15 protein-coding genes, 1 tRNA gene and 2 pseudogenes are annotated in these 17,804 nt (G+C 64.4%); 10 read left to right on the forward strand and 8 right to left on the reverse strand.

The genetic code is table 11. From position 1 onward, the window contains the following. The first annotated feature begins 115 nt into the window (after positions 1-115). A complete protein-coding gene (locus NZL82_RS10650) occupies positions 116-958 on the forward strand; it encodes a type 1 glutamine amidotransferase (RefSeq protein WP_261269737.1) in 843 nt (280 codons plus the stop codon). A 58-nt stretch (positions 959-1,016) separates the two neighbouring features. On the opposite strand, the gene NZL82_RS10655 is transcribed toward NZL82_RS10650, so the two are convergent. Together NZL82_RS10655 and NZL82_RS10660 are read right to left on the reverse strand one after the other, a co-directional pair. Beyond that, positions 1,017-3,299 carry a GH92 family glycosyl hydrolase gene (locus NZL82_RS10655; RefSeq protein WP_261269817.1) on the reverse strand — a complete coding sequence of 761 codons (2,283 nt, stop codon included), beginning with the start codon at positions 3,297-3,299 and terminating at the stop codon, positions 1,017-1,019. 162 nt (positions 3,300-3,461) lie between these two features. Beyond that, positions 3,462-4,058 carry a TetR/AcrR family transcriptional regulator gene (locus NZL82_RS10660; RefSeq protein ID WP_261269738.1) on the reverse strand — a complete coding sequence of 199 codons (597 nt, stop codon included), beginning with the start codon at positions 4,056-4,058 and terminating at the stop codon, positions 3,462-3,464. A 116-nt stretch (positions 4,059-4,174) separates the two neighbouring features. Here NZL82_RS10660 and NZL82_RS10665 point away from each other — a divergent pair, with 116 nt between their 5' ends. Next, positions 4,175-5,389 carry an MFS transporter gene (locus NZL82_RS10665; RefSeq protein ID WP_261269739.1) on the forward strand — a complete coding sequence of 405 codons (1,215 nt, stop codon included), beginning with the start codon at positions 4,175-4,177 and terminating at the stop codon, positions 5,387-5,389. 28 nt (positions 5,390-5,417) lie between these two features. Here the strand turns inward: NZL82_RS10665 and NZL82_RS10670 are convergent, their stop codons facing one another. Together NZL82_RS10670 and NZL82_RS10675 are read right to left on the reverse strand one after the other, a co-directional pair. Continuing rightward, positions 5,418-7,619 carry a hypothetical protein gene (locus tag NZL82_RS10670; protein ID WP_261269740.1) on the reverse strand — a complete coding sequence of 734 codons (2,202 nt, stop codon included), beginning with the start codon at positions 7,617-7,619 and terminating at the stop codon, positions 5,418-5,420. A 155-nt stretch (positions 7,620-7,774) separates the two neighbouring features. Continuing rightward, complete coding sequence (locus NZL82_RS10675) at positions 7,775-10,519, reverse strand: TonB-dependent receptor (RefSeq protein WP_261269741.1); 2,745 nt, start codon at positions 10,517-10,519, stop codon at positions 7,775-7,777. Positions 10,520-11,112: 593 nt separating this feature from the next. Here NZL82_RS10675 and NZL82_RS10680 point away from each other — a divergent pair. Continuing rightward, a pseudogene (locus NZL82_RS10680) lies at positions 11,113-11,335 on the forward strand (hypothetical protein); the annotation flags it as partial. Positions 11,336-11,451: 116 nt separating this feature from the next. Here NZL82_RS10680 and NZL82_RS10685 read toward each other — a convergent pair. Both NZL82_RS10685 and NZL82_RS19815 read right to left on the reverse strand, forming a co-directional pair. After that, the gene (locus NZL82_RS10685) at positions 11,452-12,312 is read right to left on the reverse strand and encodes a cupin domain-containing protein (RefSeq protein WP_261269742.1); all 861 of its coding nucleotides are present in this window, start codon (positions 12,310-12,312) and stop codon (positions 11,452-11,454) included. Positions 12,313-12,658: 346 nt separating this feature from the next. After that, a pseudogene (locus tag NZL82_RS19815) lies at positions 12,659-12,815 on the reverse strand (IS110 family transposase); the annotation flags it as partial. A 115-nt stretch (positions 12,816-12,930) separates the two neighbouring features. Between NZL82_RS19815 and NZL82_RS10695 the strand changes: the two are divergent. Both NZL82_RS10695 and NZL82_RS10700 read left to right on the forward strand, forming a co-directional pair. Further along, complete coding sequence (locus NZL82_RS10695) at positions 12,931-13,194, forward strand: cupin domain-containing protein (RefSeq protein ID WP_261269744.1); 264 nt, start codon at positions 12,931-12,933, stop codon at positions 13,192-13,194. Further along, complete coding sequence (locus NZL82_RS10700; protein ID WP_261269745.1) at positions 13,184-13,411, forward strand: hypothetical protein; 228 nt, start codon at positions 13,184-13,186, stop codon at positions 13,409-13,411. Before NZL82_RS10695 ends, NZL82_RS10700 begins: the two co-directional genes overlap by 11 nt. Positions 13,412-13,789: 378 nt before the next feature. Here the strand turns inward: NZL82_RS10700 and NZL82_RS10705 are convergent, their stop codons facing one another. Next, on the reverse strand, positions 13,790-14,761 hold the full coding sequence (locus NZL82_RS10705; protein ID WP_261269746.1) for an MBL fold metallo-hydrolase: 972 nt from the start codon (positions 14,759-14,761) through the stop codon (positions 13,790-13,792). A 519-nt stretch (positions 14,762-15,280) separates the two neighbouring features. Here NZL82_RS10705 and NZL82_RS10715 point away from each other — a divergent pair. After that, a complete protein-coding gene (locus NZL82_RS10715; RefSeq protein WP_261269747.1) occupies positions 15,281-15,685 on the forward strand; it encodes a tyrosine-type recombinase/integrase in 405 nt (134 codons plus the stop codon). Between the two features lie 15 nt (positions 15,686-15,700). Here the strand turns inward: NZL82_RS10715 and NZL82_RS10720 are convergent. After that, positions 15,701-15,790, reverse strand: a tRNA-Ser gene (locus NZL82_RS10720). Positions 15,791-15,916: 126 nt separating this feature from the next. Between NZL82_RS10720 and hspQ the strand changes: the two genes are divergently transcribed. The 4 genes from hspQ (at position 15,917) to NZL82_RS10740 (ending at position 17,777) form a co-directional block, all read left to right on the forward strand. Further along, a complete protein-coding gene (hspQ, locus tag NZL82_RS10725; RefSeq protein ID WP_261269748.1) occupies positions 15,917-16,297 on the forward strand; it encodes a heat shock protein HspQ in 381 nt (126 codons plus the stop codon). Positions 16,298-16,431: 134 nt separating this feature from the next. Continuing rightward, positions 16,432-16,731, forward strand: a complete 300-nt coding sequence (rplU, locus tag NZL82_RS10730; protein ID WP_007405484.1) for a 50S ribosomal protein L21 — start codon at positions 16,432-16,434, stop codon at positions 16,729-16,731. Between the two features lie 42 nt (positions 16,732-16,773). Next, on the forward strand, positions 16,774-17,040 hold the full coding sequence (rpmA, locus tag NZL82_RS10735) for a 50S ribosomal protein L27 (protein ID WP_183951678.1): 267 nt from the start codon (positions 16,774-16,776) through the stop codon (positions 17,038-17,040). A gap of 188 nt (positions 17,041-17,228) precedes the next feature. Then, on the forward strand, positions 17,229-17,777 hold the full coding sequence (locus NZL82_RS10740; RefSeq protein ID WP_261269749.1) for a GNAT family N-acetyltransferase: 549 nt from the start codon (positions 17,229-17,231) through the stop codon (positions 17,775-17,777). Positions 17,778-17,804 lie beyond the last annotated feature (27 nt).

The raw sequence follows: 17,804 nt of genomic DNA on the forward strand, positions 1-17,804 counted from the left end.
TGGTCCGACACAATATCGCCTTGCGCAAGCGCGCCGCTTTTTTCGCCATATGAGGCACTTAGCGGAGCACCATGCATCGCTGCGCGTTACGGCCCGACACCATCGAAAGCAAAGCGTGCCGCATTTCCTGATCGCGCAAAGCGAACGCCCCGAGGAACGGGAGGCCCGTCGCAAGCGCGCCGGCAAGAGTTCCGGCGAAACCTATGCCGCCACCCTCCGCCAGATGCAGCCGGGGGTCGAGATCAGCGTCGTCTCGCCCGCCGACGACGATGCGGCCATACCGGTCGAGCGGCTGGCGGACTATGACGCCGTCTTCCTGACCGGCTCTCCCATGCATGTCTATGACGACGGGCCCGAGGTTCGGCGGCAGCTCGATTTCATGCGCGACGTCTTCGCGGCGGGCGTACCGTCCTTCGGTTCCTGCGCGGGTCTCCAGATCGCGGTCGCCGCCGCCGGCGGTCGGGTGCGCAAGATGCCCGAGCGAATGGAGGCGGGGATCGCCCGCCGGATCAGCGCGACGGAGAGTGGCCGGACGCATCCCTTGTTGGCGGGCCGCCCGGCCAGTTGGGACGCTCCGGCAATCCATGGGGACGAGGTGCTGGATCTGCCGCCCGGCGCGACCCTGCTCGCCAGCAACGCGGTCACGCGGGTTCAGGCGGCGGAAATACGCTTCGACCGCGGGATATTCTGGGGTGTGCAATATCATCCCGAACTCGCGTTGCGCGAAATCGCCATCGCGGTCTCCGCGCAAGCCGCCGACTTAGTCGCGGCGGGGCTGGCGGAACGCGAGGACGAGGTTCAGGAGCGCGCCGCCGTCATGGATGCCCTGCACGATCGCCCCGACAGCCGCGCGTTGCGCTGGCACCTGGGAGTGGACGGCGAATTTGCGGAGGAACGCCTGCGACGTCGAGAGATCGCCAATTTCCTGGCCCATCTCCCCCAGTTGCGCGCGGCCTGATCCCCCGCATTCTAGACCCGCCCCCACCTGCGTGAGGGGAGCGCCAGCGAGACAGCGATTACCGGCTCATCGAATAGGGTCTGTCTTTCGCAGCCGTCGCCCATGTCCGATTGGGTCGCGCCGCCATCCGGAACTCTAGCGTGCCCCCCGCCATGATCTCCTCATGCCGGATGTAACCGTGCCTTAGCGGCTGCCCGTTGAGCCGTACCGATCCGATATAGGGATGATCATCGTTTAGCCCCTCGGCACTGATCGCGAAGCGCTTGCCATTGGGCAGGTTGAGCACCGCGCGGCTGACGAAGGGACGGCCGATGACATATTGGTTGGTCCCGGGCGTGACCGGGTAGAAACCCAACGCCGTGAACGCCAGCCACGCCGACATCTGGCCCAGATCGTCATTGCCCGACAGCCCGTCCGGCGTCGGCTTATACTGGCTGTCGACGATCTGTTTCAGCCGTTCCTGCGTCCGCCATGGCTGTCCGGCATAGCTGTAGAGATAGGCGACATGGTGGCTGGGTTCGTTGCCATGGATATACTGGCCGATCAGGCCCGCAATATCCTCGGCATGGCTATAATCGAGCTTGGAATTGTCATAGTCGAACATGCGGTCGAGCTTGGCGACCACCTTCTTGTCGCCGCCCATCGTCCGGAACAGTCCGGCCTGATCCTGGGGCACGAACCAGCTATATTGCCAGGCATTGCCCTCGGTATAATCCGACCCATAGTTGATCGCGGTGGGATCGAATGGCACGCGCCAGCTCCCATCGGCCTTGCGCGCCCGCAGGAAGCCGGTCTTCGCATCGAAGCTGTTGCGCCAGTTGCCCGCCCGCCTGTCGAAATCGGCGGCGATGTCGCGCCGCCCCATCGCCGCGGCCATGCGGGCGATCGTCCAGTCGTCATAGGCATATTCGACCGTCTTGGACGCGGCCTCCGGCTCGCGGTCGATCGGCACATAGCCGCGCGTCATATATTCGCCCAGACCGCCATAGGGCGCATAGCGCGCGCTCGCGACCATCGCCGCCAGCGCGGCCTCGGCGTCGAACCCCCTGATGCCCTTCATATAGGCGTCGGCGATGACCGGCACCGCGTGATAGCCGATCATCGTCCAGGTTTCGCGTCCGTGGAATTGCCACACCGGCAATAGGCCTTCCGGGCTGACCGCCTGGCTCGCGAGCAGGGACCGGACGATCTCGGCATTGACCTTTTCCGGCTGGATCAGGGTCAGCAGCGGATGCTCGGCGCGGAACGTATCCCAGAGCGAAAAGGTCGAGCGGAAGGCAAAGCCCGTCGCCTGATGCACCTGATCGTCGGGCCCGCGATACCGCCCGTCGCTGTCGCTCCACACACTCGGTGCGAGCAGGCTGTGATAGAGCGCGGTGGCGACCATCCGGCGCATCGGGGCCGCCCCCTCCACCTCGACCGCGCCCAGGGCCTGGGTCCAGGCGGCGCGGGTCCGATCGCGCACCGCGTCGAAGCCGCCCGGCTCGCTGTCGAGATTGGCGATCGCACCCGCCTCGTCCACGCCCGAGATCGCTACCTTGACCTCCAGTGGCCGGTCGAGCGTGCCGAAGTCGAGCCGCGCCATCAGCGCCCGGCCCAGCCGCTCGGCCACCGCATCGCTGCCGCGCCCCGGGCCCTGGAAGCCCTTATAGGGAACGTCCGTCTCCCGGTTGACCAGCGCGTGCGCGACGAGCGGAGCGGAGAAACGCATGGCGAAGAAGAATTTGCGCCCTGGTGCCCAACCGCGCGTCTCGCGAAACCCGGTCAGCGTGCCATCGGGGCGAAGCCGCAGGCCCGACCACAGGATCTTGCCCGGATAATTGTAGAGCGACGAGCGGAAGTCGATGACCAGATGCGCGGCCTTGCCGGTCGGGAAGGTATAGCGATGCACCCCCGCCCGAGTGGCGGCGGTCATTTCCGCGCGCACCTCCGGCCCGTCCAGCGTCACCGCATAATAGCCGGGCCGCGCTTCCTCCGTCGCATGGCGGAAGGGCGAGCGGTATCCCGGCTTGTCGGGCGTGCCGGGGTCCATCGGAACCGCATCCCCCGACACCGGCATCAGGAGAAGGTCGCCCAGATCGGAATGCCCCGCGCCGGAGAAATGCGTGTGGCTGAAACCCTGGATCGTCGGATCATCATGGCGGTATCCGGCGGCGTGGCCGTAGCATTCGCGAAGCGCACATTGGGTATCGGTATCGGGCGATAGCTGCACCATGCCGAACGGCGCGACCGCTCCCGGAAAGCTGTGCCCCTCTCCGCCGGTGCCGATAAAGGGATCGACCTCATCGACCATGGCCCGCTGCGCCGACGCGCTGGCGGAAAGCAATGCCAGGCCCAACATCATGCCCCGTATCGCCATCCCCACTCCCCTTTTCGCCCTATCGGTCCATCTTTCCCGATACACGCCGCCTTGCCAAGGGTGTCACGAGGTCACGCGTACGCGCTAAACCAATTAAATTGCTGACTTAATCGACGGAACCATAGGAATAGCCGGTCAGGCCATTCAGGAATCCTTGCGGTCGAGCCGACCCAAGATCAGCGCTGCCGTTTCCGCGACCGCGCAGAGTCTTTCCTCGTTCCACCCTTCGCGGGCAGCGGCCGACAGACCGAGCATCGTCGTGGCGATGGTATCGGCGATACGCCCGGGCGCCTCGATACCGGACTCGGTCAGGAACGCGTGCACTTTCTCCCGGTTTTCCCCGGCGATCTGCGCAGCCGCGCTGCCCCAATCGGTCGTCACGGTCTTGGCATGTTCGAGGATGAGGCACCCCCGCCGCTGAGGATGCTCGGCATAAGCATGCGCTGCGGCGCATAGCATGTCGGCAATGGCGGTCAGGGGCGCGTTTCCCGGGACCAGGAAGCGGTCCAACGGCACGACGGTCGCCGAATAACGGTTGAGCGCGTCCTTGAAGAAGGCGGTCTTGCTGCCGAAGGCCGCGTAGAAACTCGGCGGGGTTATCCCGATCGCCTCGGTCAGCGCCGCCACGCTGACATTCTCGTAACCATGCTGATGGAACAGATGCTGCCCGACCTCGACCGCAGCGTCGAGCGCAAACCCGCGTGGCCGTCCCCGCAGCCGCCTATTTTCTTTAATGGTCATTACAGAATCCATTTGCCTCACCCGACGGCATTTGTATAGCGGCCATTCATAGAAATCGCCATGCCCGGATCGCCTCGGTGCGGGGCAGGCGTGGGAACCGCCGAAGAAGGACCGTCATGCCGCCATCCCCCTTGCCGAGCCGCGTCGAAACAGGATCGGCCCCGCATGCCGATCTGCCTGTCGCAGCACTTTCCGGCCTCGCCGCCAGTGGTTTCCTGTGCATCGTGACCGAGACGCTTCCCGCCGGCCTGTTGCCGCAGATCGCGTCCGGTCTGCAAATTTCCGAGGCAATTGCGGGCCAACTCGTCGCGGTCTATGCCCTGGGGTCCCTGCTGGCCGCGATCCCGCTGACGAGCCTGACCCAGGGCCTTTCCCGGCGGGCCGTCCTGCTGGCGACGATCTTCTGCTTCGTGATCGGCAATAGCCTGACGGCATGGGCGGGATCGGTCGGGGTCATATTGGTCGCGCGGTTCGTCGCCGGCTGCGCAGCCGGGCTGGCCTGGGGAATCCTTGCGGGGTACGCGCGCAGCATCGTGCGGCCGGACCAGACCGGTCCGGCGATGGCAGTTGCGATGGTCGGCGTGCCGCTGGCGCTCTCGCTGGGTGTTCCCCTGGGGACCTTCCTTGGCGGCCTGGTCGGATGGCGCGGATCGTTCCTGATCCTCTCGGCGCTCAGCATCGTATTGATCGGCTGGATCATCGCCAAAGTGCCCGACGCGCCCGGTCGGTCGGGCGACGATCGTTCCTCGCTGCGCCAAGTGATCGCCACGCCGGGCGTCGTGCCGATCCTGCTCGTCATCCTCGCCTGGATGACGGCGCACAACATCCTCTATACCTATATCGCACCCTTCGCGACGGCCGCGGGGGTGCGGATCGATCTGGTCCTCCTGGCATTCGGCGTCAGTTCGCTCGCGGGCATCTGGGTGGTCGGGCGACTGGTGGACCAGATGCTGCGCGCGCTTGTGCTGCTCGCGATCGGGTCGTTCGCGACGGTCGCGATCCTCCTAACCATCGCTGGCGAGCAGGGCGTTGTCGTCTATGCCGCTGCCGTCATCTGGGGACTTGGGTTCGGCGGCGCAGGAGCCATGATGCAGACGGCGTCGGCGGACGCGGCCGGAGATGGCATCGACCTGGCACAGGCCATGGTGACCACAGCCTGGAATCTGGCGATCGCGGCGGGCGGTGCGTTGGGCGGAGCACTGCTTACCACCGGCGGGACGGCGCTGCTGCCGCCCGCAGTCGCCGCGCTGGCTCTGCTCGCCTTCCTCATCGCGCTGGCCGCACGCCGTTTCGCCTTTCCGCCCGGTCGCCGCGCGCCCTCGGGGCGCTGAAGCGGCATCGCACCGGGCGGAAGGCCCCTCACCGATCCGGGATCAGCCAGGTTTCCGCGACCTGTTTCCCGCGTCCGCTGCCGCCCATTCCGGGCGGCCGCGTCCATGCCAGGTCGAGCGTGCCCCCAGCGGTGGCTTCGCGCGGAATAGAGAGCGTTACCTGCATCGGGTTGGCGGTGCGGGCGAACTGATCCTGCAACACGATATGCCCGTTGGCGACCAGCCGGATCGGCAGCGTATAGTCCTCCCCCGCATAGGTGACGGTCAGCCGGTAGCGGCGGCGCGGGTCGAGGCCGGTATAATGCAGCCGCAGCGGGCTGTCATACAATGTCTCGGCATAGTCGAGCTCGCCCGGCCACCAGCCGTCTTCAGGCGTGCGGTCGGCGATGCCGTCGATCGCGGTGGTGAACATCTGCGGATCGGTCGCGAAGCCCGGCCCGCGCACCAGATGCGGCTCGGCATCGGGGCGGCCGAGATCGTCGTAGAGCGCGCCCTCTGCACGTCGGCTGCGATCGGGGATGGGCCAGCCCTTTGCCATCTGCGCCTCGATCCAGGCGCGGCCGGTCAGGTCGACATCGGCGCGGTCGAGATTGGCACCGCGTTCGATGTTGGACGCACCGAAGCGCGTCACGCTGAGCTGCAACCGCGCCTGCTGCCACAACCGCTCGGCCAGCCCGTTCAGCCGGGCGAGCAGCGCCGCCACCTCCGGCCCCTCCCCGGTCGCCAGGATCGCCCGCGCCCGTTCGGCATCGGGAGCCGCCAGGGCAGCCGCCCGGCGCGCGCGCGCGGCGATGGTGCGGCGACGGACCAACGCGTCATAGACCGCGCGGTAACGCAGCGCGTCGATCCGCCAGTCGGCAAAGGCGGCGGGACGGATCGCGTCCGCCAGGCGCAGCGTCGCGTCGATCCGTTCGTTGCTCGCCGGATCGCCGATCCAATTGGCCTCCAGCGCGGGCGGAAGCATCGCGGCCATCGGATCGCCAATGAACATCCGGGCATAGTCGCTGGCGAAGGCCTTCGAATCGGTTTGCGGGTTCCAGCCCAGACGGAACCAGAGGAACTGGTTGAAATCGTCGTTCACCCCTTCGGAATAGGTGATGAACCCAGACGTCAGGGGCATAAAGCGCGCGAAGATATGCGCATAGGCGGCCGGGCGCGGATTGATCGGCTCGCGCCCCTCGGTCAGCGCGAATTCGGGCCACCAGCGCGGCACGGGGAATTGCGCGTGCATCGTGTGCGCGATGTCGGGATAGAGGATCAGCGGATAGCGCACGGGAATCCGCGCGCGTTCGAGCGGCAGCGGATCGCGGGTCTGCGGCCCGACGAAAATGCCGGTCAGCCAGTCGGGGCGCTTGTCCAACTCACGATAGAAATCCTCGAACCCGGCAGCGTCGAAGCCTTGTGACGATATATAGACGGGAGCCCCGGGATTGCGCGCACGGAGCAACGCCGCCTGCTGCGCCACCAGCGGGAACAGGAGCGACGGAGACGTATGGCCCGGATCGCCGCCCGGAACATAAAGCGCGTCGACATAGGGCAGATCGGCGAGCGTCCGCCGGAAGGCGGCGAGTTCAGCCGCGACTGCACCCGGCTTTTCGTAATGGCCAAGTTCGGGATAATAGAGCGCGACGTCCAACCCCAGCCGATGGGCGATGGTCGCGATGCCCGCCAGCGTCTCACGCGCGGGCGCGGGGAAGAGCGGCCCGGTCTCGTCATCGTCCGAGACAGGCGCGATCACCTGCACCCCGCTCGCGCCCCAAAGCGCAAAATCCTCGATCCGCCGCTGAAACATCGGCAGCGTCCAGGCGTCATAACTGTTGTTCTTGGGGCGATAGCCGATCTGGGTCAGCCGCGTGGCATAGGCTGGCGACTGGCGGACCGGTCCTTTCAGGGACAGGCGCGCAGTCCCGCCTGCGACATCGAGATGGCGCAGCACCCAGCCCGCGCCATAGACCAGACCGCGCGTCCCCTCGGCCGTGATGACGGTGACGGGGCCGACCCGCCGAATCTCGAAGCCCTCGCGGCCCAGCGATGCCGGGCGGCGCCACTGTTCCCGCCATCGGCGCGGCAACGCCCTGGCGACCGCGTCCGGCGGAGCGATCACCAGCCGAACGGTCCCGCAATGCTGTACCCGCTCCGCCATCCGGCGATGGAGCAGATCGGCCGCAACCTCGCCCCCGGCCCCGGCCGTGACACAGGACGCCGCGAGCGCGGTTGCCGCCAGGATCATGCGGCGCTCCAGGGCGAAAGAAGGACGGTGCCGGTCACATTCTGCTCCGTGGTTTCATTTTGGTCTTGTGCCGCGCCATCGGCGCAGAAAAAAGGCCCCGGCATCGCTGCCGGGGCCAGCGGAAGGCGGCTGCGCGACCGCCCTCCCGGGGTAGATCAGAAGCGCGCGGTTCCCGTCAGCGAGAAGACGCGCCCATTCTTGTACAGCGCAGTCGGAGCCGACGGCGTGCTGCTATACTGGTAATAGGTCTCGTCCAGCAGGTTCGACGCATTCGCCGTCACGCGGAAATGGTCGTTGATGTTGTACGACGCCGAGAAGTCGAGCTGACGATAGGAGTCGGTGAAGTTCGACGACTGGAGACGCCCGAAGCCATAGAAATATTTCGAGCGGTAATTGTAGCTTAGCCGCGCCTGGAAGGGTCCCTTCTCGAAATAGGGGACGATATTGTAGGTGTTGCGCGACAGATAGGGCAGGCCCTGGCCCACGACGGCGGTCTCACCGCTGGCGAAGGTATAGTTGGACTGGATGCCGAAGCCCCAGATGATGTTGGCCTGCCCGGTCAGCGAGAAGCCGGTGACCGTCGCCTTACCGCCATTGACCGGGCGGTTAATGGCGTATTTGTTGGTCAGGCCCGTGACCGCGTTGGTGTATTCCACGCCCTGGCCATCGGGACCGTTGTCGACGACATTGCCAATATAATTGCTGATGTCGCGGTAGAACACCTCGCCCGACAGATAGCTGGCGGGAGCGAAATACCATTCCGCCGACAGGCCGAAATTGGTCGCGGCATAGGGCTTCAGGTCGGGATTGCCGCCTCCGCCGGTCTTCTGCGTGTCGTCGAGCGACAGCGAGCCAGCAAGGTCGCTGTAGCGCGGCCGTGCGATGACCTTGGCCGCCGCACCGCGCAGCACGACGCTGGGCCCGGCGTCATAGGCGATGTTGAACGCAGGCAGGAAGCGGTCGTCGGTGCGCGGCGCCGTCACCAGCTTGGTCTGCCCCGCCGAGGACAGATAATAGGTCGAGATGTCGCGGGTGCGGACGAAGCGACCGCCGATATTGCCGCGGAACTTGCCGGCCTCGTAATCGACCTGGACATAGGCCGTGCCGATCCGTTCCTGCACCTGGAAGAAGGAGCCGGTATCGAGCGGACGGGTGATGTTCAGCGTGCCGGGCGCGTTCAGCGCCTTGATCGCGGCTTCCTTGGTCAGCGTGGCATAGGGCACGGCGTTGCCGGTGGTCGACAGGCCGTCATAGACGCTGCCGCTCAGCACATAGGAGACCAGATCGGCCAAAGTGAAGAAGTTGTTGGTGTAGGTCGCCCCGCCATAGGTCGTCTGACGGTTGTCATGGATGTTGGCGCGTACCCCGAAGCGCACCGTCTTCAGCAGACCGCTGTCGAGGTCACGTGCGAAGTCGATCTGGCCGAATTTCTCTTGGTCGACCGTGTTCTCGGCGCGGGTGATGCCACCGATCTGGGCGCCATAGAAGCCTTGGCCATTGGTCGCGGCCAGCACGGCGGAATCCTTGCGCAGACTGGATTCGGCGGGCGAGGTGCTGATCCACTGGGTGCCGTCGCTGGCCGGATTGTCCCAGTTCAGCGTGGTGTTGCGGCCGTTCGCGCCCACGGTGAAGCCCTGACGGGTGCGGAAGTTCAGCAGATATTCGGGGTCCTTGCCGCCGGTCGCGCGGGTGTAGCCGGCATTGCCGGTGATCTTCCACCCATCGACATCCCAGTCGAACAACGCGCTGTAGCTGTCGTTCTTGATCCGGGTGCGACGGAAATTGGTGTCGAGTTCGCCCATCCACGTCTTGCTGGTGCTGGGCTGCGCCGCGAAGGTCGCCGAGGTGATCAGACCGTTGCTGATCGTCGCGGCGGTCAGCTGCGACCCGCGCGTGTTGTAGCTATATTCGGAATTGCTGAAATTGTCGTAATTGCCGCGGATCACGATCGCATTGGCGGTCAGGGTGAAATTGTCCGTCGGCTTGAACTGCATCGTGCCGGTGAAGCCCAGGCGCTGGCGCGTCTGCTGGAAATATTCATGCGCCAGATAGGCGGGCAGGCGTGCGGCCTTCAGGTCGTTGACCGTGCCCCCGGTAATCTTGGCGTTCGGGTTGATCAGCACGGTCTGGCCCGACGCGTCGGTGGTGGTGAACTGGCTGCCGGTCAGATAGCCATAGACCGCGACACCGGCGCGGGCGAGATTTTCCTTGTCGTAATTGACCGAACCCAGGATCGCGAAGGTGTCGCTGTCATTGTGCCAGCTATAGAGCGCCGATCCACGGAAATTTCCCTTGGCCGAGCGGTCGTTATACTCATAACCGCCGGTCGCAGTGATGGTGCCGGGCTTCAGGTCCAGCGGCTTGCGCGTGACGATGTCGACGGTACCGCCGATCGCGCCTTCCTGCAGCCGCGCCTCGGGCGTCTTGTAGACGACGGCCTGGCTGATGATCTCGGGCGAGAGCAGCGAATAGTTAAAGGTGCGGCTCGACCGGTCGCCGGGGTTGCCGCCCCAGTCGGCCGAGGCGATCGAGTGGCCATCGATCAGCACGCGGTTCAGCGCCGGCTCGACACCCGCGATCGACACCTGCTCGCCCTCGCCGAACTGGTGGTCGACCGTCACGCCCGGCAAATGCGACAGCGATTCCGCGACATTGGTGTCGGGGAATTTGCCGACATCCTCGGCACTGATGACGTCGACGATCGCATTGGTCTTGCGCTTCGTGTCGATCGCATCCTGAAGGCTCTTGCGGATGCCACGCACGACGATGTCGTTTTCCTGGCCGACGGCGCTTTCGTCCTGGGTCGGCGTGGTGGCGGATACGGTCGTGGTCTGAGCCTGCGCTGTGCCGGTCAGGCCCGCCAGGATAGTGGTCGCGAGAATGCATTTGCGCAGGCGCATGATGATAAACCCCCCTTTTTTCGGTCCACGCCCCCTATTGGGGTGGACCGAGCTTCGGCCGTCTCTCGACGGACGAAAGTGCGCGGGGCGTCGATCCCTCCCGACGGTGGACGCCCCCTGCACCTAGGCAGGAAAGATACCAATTAATACCAAATAGGTCACCAAAAACTTTTATTGTTACTTTCGTTATATGACCGGGTATAACTTATTCCACAAAAAGCAGATTTTGTTGCGCCTCGGCCAAGCCGTCCCATGGAGCCCATATTTTTTTGGCGATCAGGGGCGCAAAATTCCTGCCGTCTGATTTTTCGCCACGAATCAAATGAGCTGGCGCGGATCGTCCGGGGACGCCCGGCGGGTGCCCCTCAAAACGCGTCGAACGCCGCCTGAACGGGAAGGGAAGCGGGCTCCTTCCCCGGTGTTCGCCCTTGATGTCAAAAGTGCGGGGAAATGCGGATCGATGGGGAAAGACCCAACACTGATGAATCCTGAGCGCCTGTCCGATCCGGCTGAACGCAGCCGTCAAGCGCCAGGTGTCTTGTCCCAGATTTTGATGATGGGGTTCTTTCGTTGGAATGGAAGGAAGCCATGCCGTCAAACGCTTCCATTACGAACGCCACGACCAGCCACGGGCGCACCCCGCCAACTTCACGACAACCTACAATTTCGCCGCCGGCTCAAGACGCTCAGCGAGCTCACGCCCTAAAAGACGTTGCCAAGATTTGGACGTCAGAGCCAGACCGGTTCATCGCCGACCCGATCCACCAGATGCCGGGACTGGACACCAAGTCGGAAAGTCAGCGAACACGGATTTAACACTGATAGCACGAATTTCCGTCAAGGTGGTGGAGCGGCGCCTCCATTAATAGCGGCCGCCCCTTCCGCAATAAGCCTGCTTTCGTGATGCGGCTCCACCGAATGAGGACGAAAAATTACCCGGACACTTCGGCGTTTGCGATCAACCAGAATTTTTTGGCGAAGGGCGCTTTGGACGACCAGGTGAGCTTGGTGCCACATGGTATGGCGAGGATGTCGCCTCCCTTGAGTTCATGTGTCTCGCCGGTACTTTCGTCGACGACCTGGAATTGGCCTTCGAGCAGCAACTCGATCTCGTCGCCGAGCGGAGACGTATAGGGAATCACCGTCGATCCGTCGGGCTCGCAACCGGCTATGCCGACGCCCGCCCGCCACAGGCCGCAGAGGAGAGTTCCGGTGCTTCCCCTCGCGCGCAGTTTGAACAGTTCGCCGCATACCATGGCGCCATGCTCTGGCTCGTCCCATGCAAAAGGCTCCCAATTGTCGGGATTGTCGCTGATATGACCGACATAGACATCGTCTTCCTTGACGCTGGGCGACGGCGAATCCCACAAAATCCAGAATTTCTTGAGGAAGGGCGCATCGATGTCCCAGGTGAGCACCACATCCTTGGGGTCGCTGATGATCGTGCCCGCTTCAAGGCGATACTGTTTGCCGGTCGCCGCGATCGTGACGGTCGCACTTCCCTCGAGAATGACCATGGTCTCGTCGCCGAGCGGCGCGGAATAGTCGACATGGCACGATCCGTCTTCATGGCATCCTGCGATGCCCTTGCCGGTTCGCCAGAGACCAAGTTGCAACGATCCGCTTGTATTCTCGAACGGGATCGGCGCGACTTCGCCCTTGGTCTGGGGGCCGAATACGGGATCGTCCCAGGCGAAGGGCGTCCACTCGGCCGGATTGCTGTTGCGAGAGCCGGTGCTGACGCTACGGGCTTTCGGTGCCGTGTCGCCTTGGGCAATGGGTTCGCTGGCCATGGGGAATCTCCTTGCTCGCGTTGCCTTCCCATATCCGTGCCACTGGCGAATTGTGTCGCTAGCAGGCGGGCGGACATGCTGAATTTGCCTCGCGAGACTATGAAGAGGGCCGATGCCAACCTAGGACCAGGGCGTCCATTTCCACTGGTGCCAGGCTGCCAGGGCTGGCTCCACCCATCGTAAGACGAAGCCCGGCTCACATGGGAGCGGCCCACACCGTCAGCAATTTCCCTGACCATTGGGCATGAAGCAGACGGTCGCCGGGATTGAAGCCGATTGCGGGCCCGACCGGTGCGCCGTCCACCGTCATCACATCAGGCGTTAACATGATCCGGTAAACCACCGCGCCGGTCGCGAAGACCGCTCGCTCGGATTCAGCCGCGTCGTTGCCGATCAGGGTTGGAAGTGATGCCGGATCGAAGGCGCACTTGCCGCGCCATACCCGTTTGCCATCACGTCGAATGGATACCGCTGTCTCTCTCCGACGAAACATCGAGCGCGATATACTACCCCATGGCAGGTCAGAATACCGCTCCTGCGATTACACCCTGTTTCGAGAAGACGGATGACAGCGTCAGCCTTGTTCGGTCATACGGTCCACTCGGCAGGAGTTACGGTGTGTCCGATCAATCCATTAACCTCGTAGCCGTGCAGGCCGCTGAGGTGGCGCCGAGGATAAAGCCCTCAAACTATCCCGAACCTTTTGCATCCATGATGGCCGGACGGGTCAAACGCCCGATCGGCGACCTGTTTGGGTTACGGAGCTTCGGCGTGAACCATGTGACGCTTCCGCCCGGCGCAATATCCGCGCTCCATCACCGGCACTCGGTTCAAGACGAGTTCGTCATCGTGCTTATGGGACAGATCCACCTTGGTCCATGATGCCGGAGAGGCCGTCCTCACACCCGGCATGTGCGCCGGCTTCGCGCATGACGGAACCGCCCATCACCTTGTCAACCGCTCGGATGCGGACGCGACCTACATGGAGGTCGGTGACCGGCAGGCGGGCGATGAGGTCAGCTATCCCCGAGACGACCTTAAGGCCGAGCGCACTGTGGAAGGCTGGCGATTTTTCCACAAAGACGGAACACCATATTAAGCGAGCGCCGATTCCCGCTTACCGATCCTCGCGGCAAGACCCCGGCCCTCTCGCCGCCTTCCTGTCAGGGCAGTGCATCAACTCCATTACAGCTTCCTGCCCGGCCTCAGGGGCGTAAAACCCTATCATCGGGCCCTTTCCCTAGTGGGTAGATGATCGGTGCGACCGGGCACAACGTCGTCACCTGTCTGGATGAGCGCCCGATCATCGCCAAAGGATGTGGCACTCGTGGCCCATGCGGATCCACCCGATGCCCTCGTGCGCGAGGGTCGGGATATCGAACGGTGCGTGCTGGCGCTCCGTGCGGCATCGTCTTGCCGACCGGGTCCTGCTCAACGGCGCAAAGACCATCGCCTTCACCGACTGACGAGCCCCCGTTCAGAAGTGCAGCGCCTGCCCCTGCTGCGCCTGTATATAGTGCGCCTCGGGACCGCCGGGCTCGGCCAGTTGCGCCATCACCCGCCGTTCGACCGTATCGCTGCCCGACAGGTCCGGCTTGATATGGCCGATGACGATCGGCACGCCCGCCAGCGATCCCGCGACGTCGGCCAGCCGCGACAATTCGCTGTGCAGCCAGCGCGGCGTCAGGTGGCCGAACAATTGGCCATCCGGCCGGGGATCGGGATAGGATGTCTCGACGATGATCGCCCTCAGCCGCCCCTCGCGGATCAAGGGCGCCACCGCCGTCCAAAGAAGCGCCAGCGCGCCGCTTCTTTCGACGGCGTCGGGACCGGTATCCCCCATGCACAGGATCGCGTCGGCGCCGGAGCGGATCAGGAAGGCGGTGGACACGGTACCGCCATGGGACAACGGGAAAGCCGATACATTCAGCCCCGTCCCGGCGATCGGCACGGGCGGCGCACCGGGTACCAGATCGCGATAGGTATAGCGATTCAGTCGCGGCGCGGGGCCACGATCGGCCATGTTGGGCCAGGCGCTCCCGTTGAAATAGTCCGCCGCCAGCGCCGCATTGACCGCCGGTAGCGCGAAGATCGGCTTGGCCGTGTCGTCGGGCGAGGCCATCACCAGCCCCGCGACATGGTCGAGATGGGCATGGGTGATCAGATAGGCGCCGATCCGGTCGTGCAGCACGTCCGCCACCTTCGCGCCACGCCCGAACGCCCCGGCCCGAATGCCCGCCCTGATACCGGGCACCAGCGTACCCGCGTCGCAGGCGACGCCGCGGCGGCTGCCCGCCGATGCGATATACCAGGCCGTCGTTTCGCCCTCTTCGAGGCCACCCTTGACCCCCAGTGGCACGATGTCGAAGGCCTGCCGAGAACGCGCCCCGGTCGCAGGGCCCGGCAGGGCCAGCGCCACCAACGTCATAGCCAGTAAAACCCGCTTCACATCGCCCCCCTCGCCAAGTCCCCCACTGGTAGCGGGCGCCGAGCGGCAGTCCAAATTGTAACATTGGCGCACATCTGCGGTGTCGCAGTCTGATCACGATGGTGCCGCGGTCAGGATATCAAACACGAAGGGCGTATGAGACGGGCGGGCCATTCCTATTGGGGTCGTACTCCGGGAAGGGCGCCTAGCTGCCGATCTGACGGGCTGGAACCCCGACGACCGTCGTTCTGTCGCCGACCTGACGGGTAACTACGGCGCCGGCACCGATCGTCGCACCTTGGCCAATATGAAGCCCCTGCGAGATGGACGCATTCAGCCCCACGAATATGTCTGGTCCGGACGTTACGCACCCACTGAACCGCGCTGGGTTTGTCGGAGGCCCCAACTCCTGAGAGGAAGGGGCTATGGCGAGCAAGACGATCAACAAGTTTTCGCCTGAGGTGCGCGCGGTGCGGATGGCGGGCGAGAAGAGCATCGTCATGGTGGACGTGGACGGCCAGCGCCGCCCGTCCCTGGCCCTTGCCGCTGCACAAGACGAAGAACGGCAAGGCGCACATGGTGCCCGCGACGGACACCGTCGTCGCCCTGTTGGACACGCTCAACAAGCAGGCGGTCGGCGGGTGCTGGTTCCAACTCGACAGCAACATCCACAACGACGTGAAGGCGATGGGCCACGACATCGGCGACGTCGGCCTGCACATCCTGCGGCACACCTGCATCACCCGACTCGCGTTCGGCGGGATGGAGCTACAGCGCCTATCGATGTGGGCCGGTCACTCGGACGTCAGCATCATCACGAAGCAGTACAGCCACCTCGACGCCTCGGCGCTCGCGGGCGGCATCATTGCCCGGTATCCGGGATCATTCCAGAGCCGGTGCTCATCGTGCCGAACTTGGTGCGGCATGATTGCGACAAATGGCTGATTTATGCGGGGTAAATGGCGGAGAGGGAGGGATTCGAACCCTCGGTACCGTTGCCGGTACGCCGCATTTCGAGTGCGGTGCATTCGACCACTCTGCCACCTCTCCGCGAGGACGATCCTAAGGCGCTTTGCCATCGGGGCCGGTCGATTGGAGGCGCGCTCCTAGATCAGCTTTTTATGCATTGCAAGCGCCTAAACTTGTGCGACGCGACAAAGGCATTAAATCAGACCCATGGATCGTATCGACACCCTCCCCCACCCCTTGGGCCAGGAAGCGCAAGCGCCGATCGTCGCGACCGCGCGGTTCGCGATCGGGGACGTGGTGCGCCACCGCATGTTCGACATTCGCGGCGTGATCTTCGACGTCGACCCCGTCTTCGCCAATAGCGACGAATGGTATGACGCCATCCCCGAGAAGATTCGTCCCGCCAAGGATCAGCCCTTCTACCATCTGCTCGCGGAGAATGCCGAATCGAGCTATGTCGCCTATGTCAGCCAGCAGAATCTGCTGCACGACGACAGCGACGAACCGGTGGAACATCCGGCCATCGACGGGATGTTCACCGGCTATGTCGATGGGCGCTACCTCTTGCGGCGCGAACATCGGCATTGATCCGTTCGGGGCCGGCGCATGCCCTTGAAATTCGAATCCTTGGTTGACAATCGGCCCACCTTTGCCTAGCTGGCCTTTCTTTCCCGGTGGGCATTCCCGCGCGGGAGCCATGCATTTGGGAAGTGATAAGAGCCATGTTCGCAGTCGTGCGCACGGGCGGCAAGCAGTATCGCGTCGCCGCCGGAGATAAGATCGTCGTCGAGAAGATCGAGGGCGAAGCCGGCGCGTCGGTGACGCTGGGTGACGTTCTGCTGGCGGGCGAAGGCTCGGAGCTGAAGGCGGTCGACGGCATCACGGTCGCCGCCGAAATCATCGCTCAGGCGAAGGCCGACAAGGTCATCGTCTTCAAGAAGCGTCGTCGCCACAACTATCGTCGTCGCAACGGCCACCGTCAGCAGCACACGATCCTGAAGATCGTGTCGGTCGGCGCCTGAACCTCAGTCGCGCCACCCAACGAAATCCAGGAGTAGTTCGCAATGGCACATAAGAAAGCAGGCGGTTCGTCGCGCAACGGTCGTGATTCGGCCGGCCGTCGCCTTGGCGTGAAGAAGTTCGGCGGCCAGGAAGCCATCGCCGGCAACATCCTCGTGCGTCAGCGCGGGACGAAGTTCTATCCGGGTCGCAACGTGGGCATGGGCAAGGACCATACCCTGTTCGCGCTCGTCGATGGTCGCGTCTCGTTCCACGAGGGCAAGCTTGGCCGTAAATTCTGTTCGGTCGAACTGGCCGCAGCGGCCGAATAATCGGGTAACCGTGCCGGGTTGCCCACCAGGGTGACCCGGGTTCCGCGACGGAACCAGCAAAAAAGGGAGACGGGTCACCCCGGCTCCCTTTTTTTTCATGCTCCCTCCACCGCTTCCGGGCCCATGTCGCCATCCCGTCATCCAGACGTGGCAGGGGCAGGCCCGACGCGACGAGGAGTTGTCGAGTGATGTTCGCGCGGACCGAAAGATTGTTGTTACGGCCGGCATGGCCGGAAGATGCTACCCCCCTGGCGGAGGCCATCGGGCACGAGTCGATCGCCCGCATGGCGGCGCGGGTCCCCTACCCCTATACCTCGGAAGACGCGAGCAACTGGCTGGCGCAACCATGCAGCGCGACCGAGCCGCGTTTCCTCATCACCGCGCTCGATCGTGGCGGCGCGCCCGAATTGATCGGCGGCATCGCGATCATCGCTGGCGATACGGGTCATGAGATCGGCTATTGGCTGACCCCGTCGGCATGGGGACGGGGATACGCGACCGAGGCGGGGCAGGCCATCGTCGCCATTGCCCGGCATGCGTTGCCAATTCGGCGGTTGGGCGCGTGGCATTTCGCCGACAATCCCTCCTCGGGGCGCGTGCTGACCAAGCTCGGTTTTGTGCCCACGGGTCAGCAGATGTTCCGGGCCTCGGTCGGTCGCGGAGGAAGTGCGCCGAGCATCCATTATGCTATCGACCTGGAAGCAGACCGATGCCGGACGATGCCGCTGGCGGCATGATGGAAGAAAAGCCGGGCGGCAGCCACA

Source organism: Sphingomonas sp. LC-1 (assembly GCF_025371035.1).
In the GTDB taxonomy this organism is placed as follows: Bacteria; Pseudomonadota; Alphaproteobacteria; order Sphingomonadales; family Sphingomonadaceae; genus Sphingomonas; species Sphingomonas sanguinis_E.

What these genes read in the sequence shown, in the direction of transcription:
- NZL82_RS10660 (WP_261269738.1), bottom strand. Translation starts at nt 4,058, where the DNA reads ATGACCATTAAAGAAAATAGGCGGCTGCGGGGACGGCCACGCGGGTTT.
- NZL82_RS10655 (WP_261269817.1), bottom strand. Translation starts at nt 3,299, where the DNA reads ATGTTGGGCCTGGCATTGCTTTCCGCCAGCGCGTCGGCGCAGCGGGCC.
- NZL82_RS10685 (WP_261269742.1), bottom strand. Translation starts at nt 12,312, where the DNA reads ATGGCCAGCGAACCCATTGCCCAAGGCGACACGGCACCGAAAGCCCGT.
- NZL82_RS10675 (WP_261269741.1), bottom strand. Translation starts at nt 10,519, where the DNA reads ATGCGCCTGCGCAAATGCATTCTCGCGACCACTATCCTGGCGGGCCTG.
- NZL82_RS10740 (WP_261269749.1), top strand. Translation starts at nt 17,229, where the DNA reads ATGTTCGCGCGGACCGAAAGATTGTTGTTACGGCCGGCATGGCCGGAA.
- rpmA (WP_183951678.1), top strand. Translation starts at nt 16,774, where the DNA reads ATGGCACATAAGAAAGCAGGCGGTTCGTCGCGCAACGGTCGTGATTCG.
- rplU (WP_007405484.1), top strand. Translation starts at nt 16,432, where the DNA reads ATGTTCGCAGTCGTGCGCACGGGCGGCAAGCAGTATCGCGTCGCCGCC.
- NZL82_RS10665 (WP_261269739.1), top strand. Translation starts at nt 4,175, where the DNA reads ATGCCGCCATCCCCCTTGCCGAGCCGCGTCGAAACAGGATCGGCCCCG.
- hspQ (WP_261269748.1), top strand. Translation starts at nt 15,917, where the DNA reads ATGGATCGTATCGACACCCTCCCCCACCCCTTGGGCCAGGAAGCGCAA.
- NZL82_RS10670 (WP_261269740.1), bottom strand. Translation starts at nt 7,619, where the DNA reads ATGATCCTGGCGGCAACCGCGCTCGCGGCGTCCTGTGTCACGGCCGGG.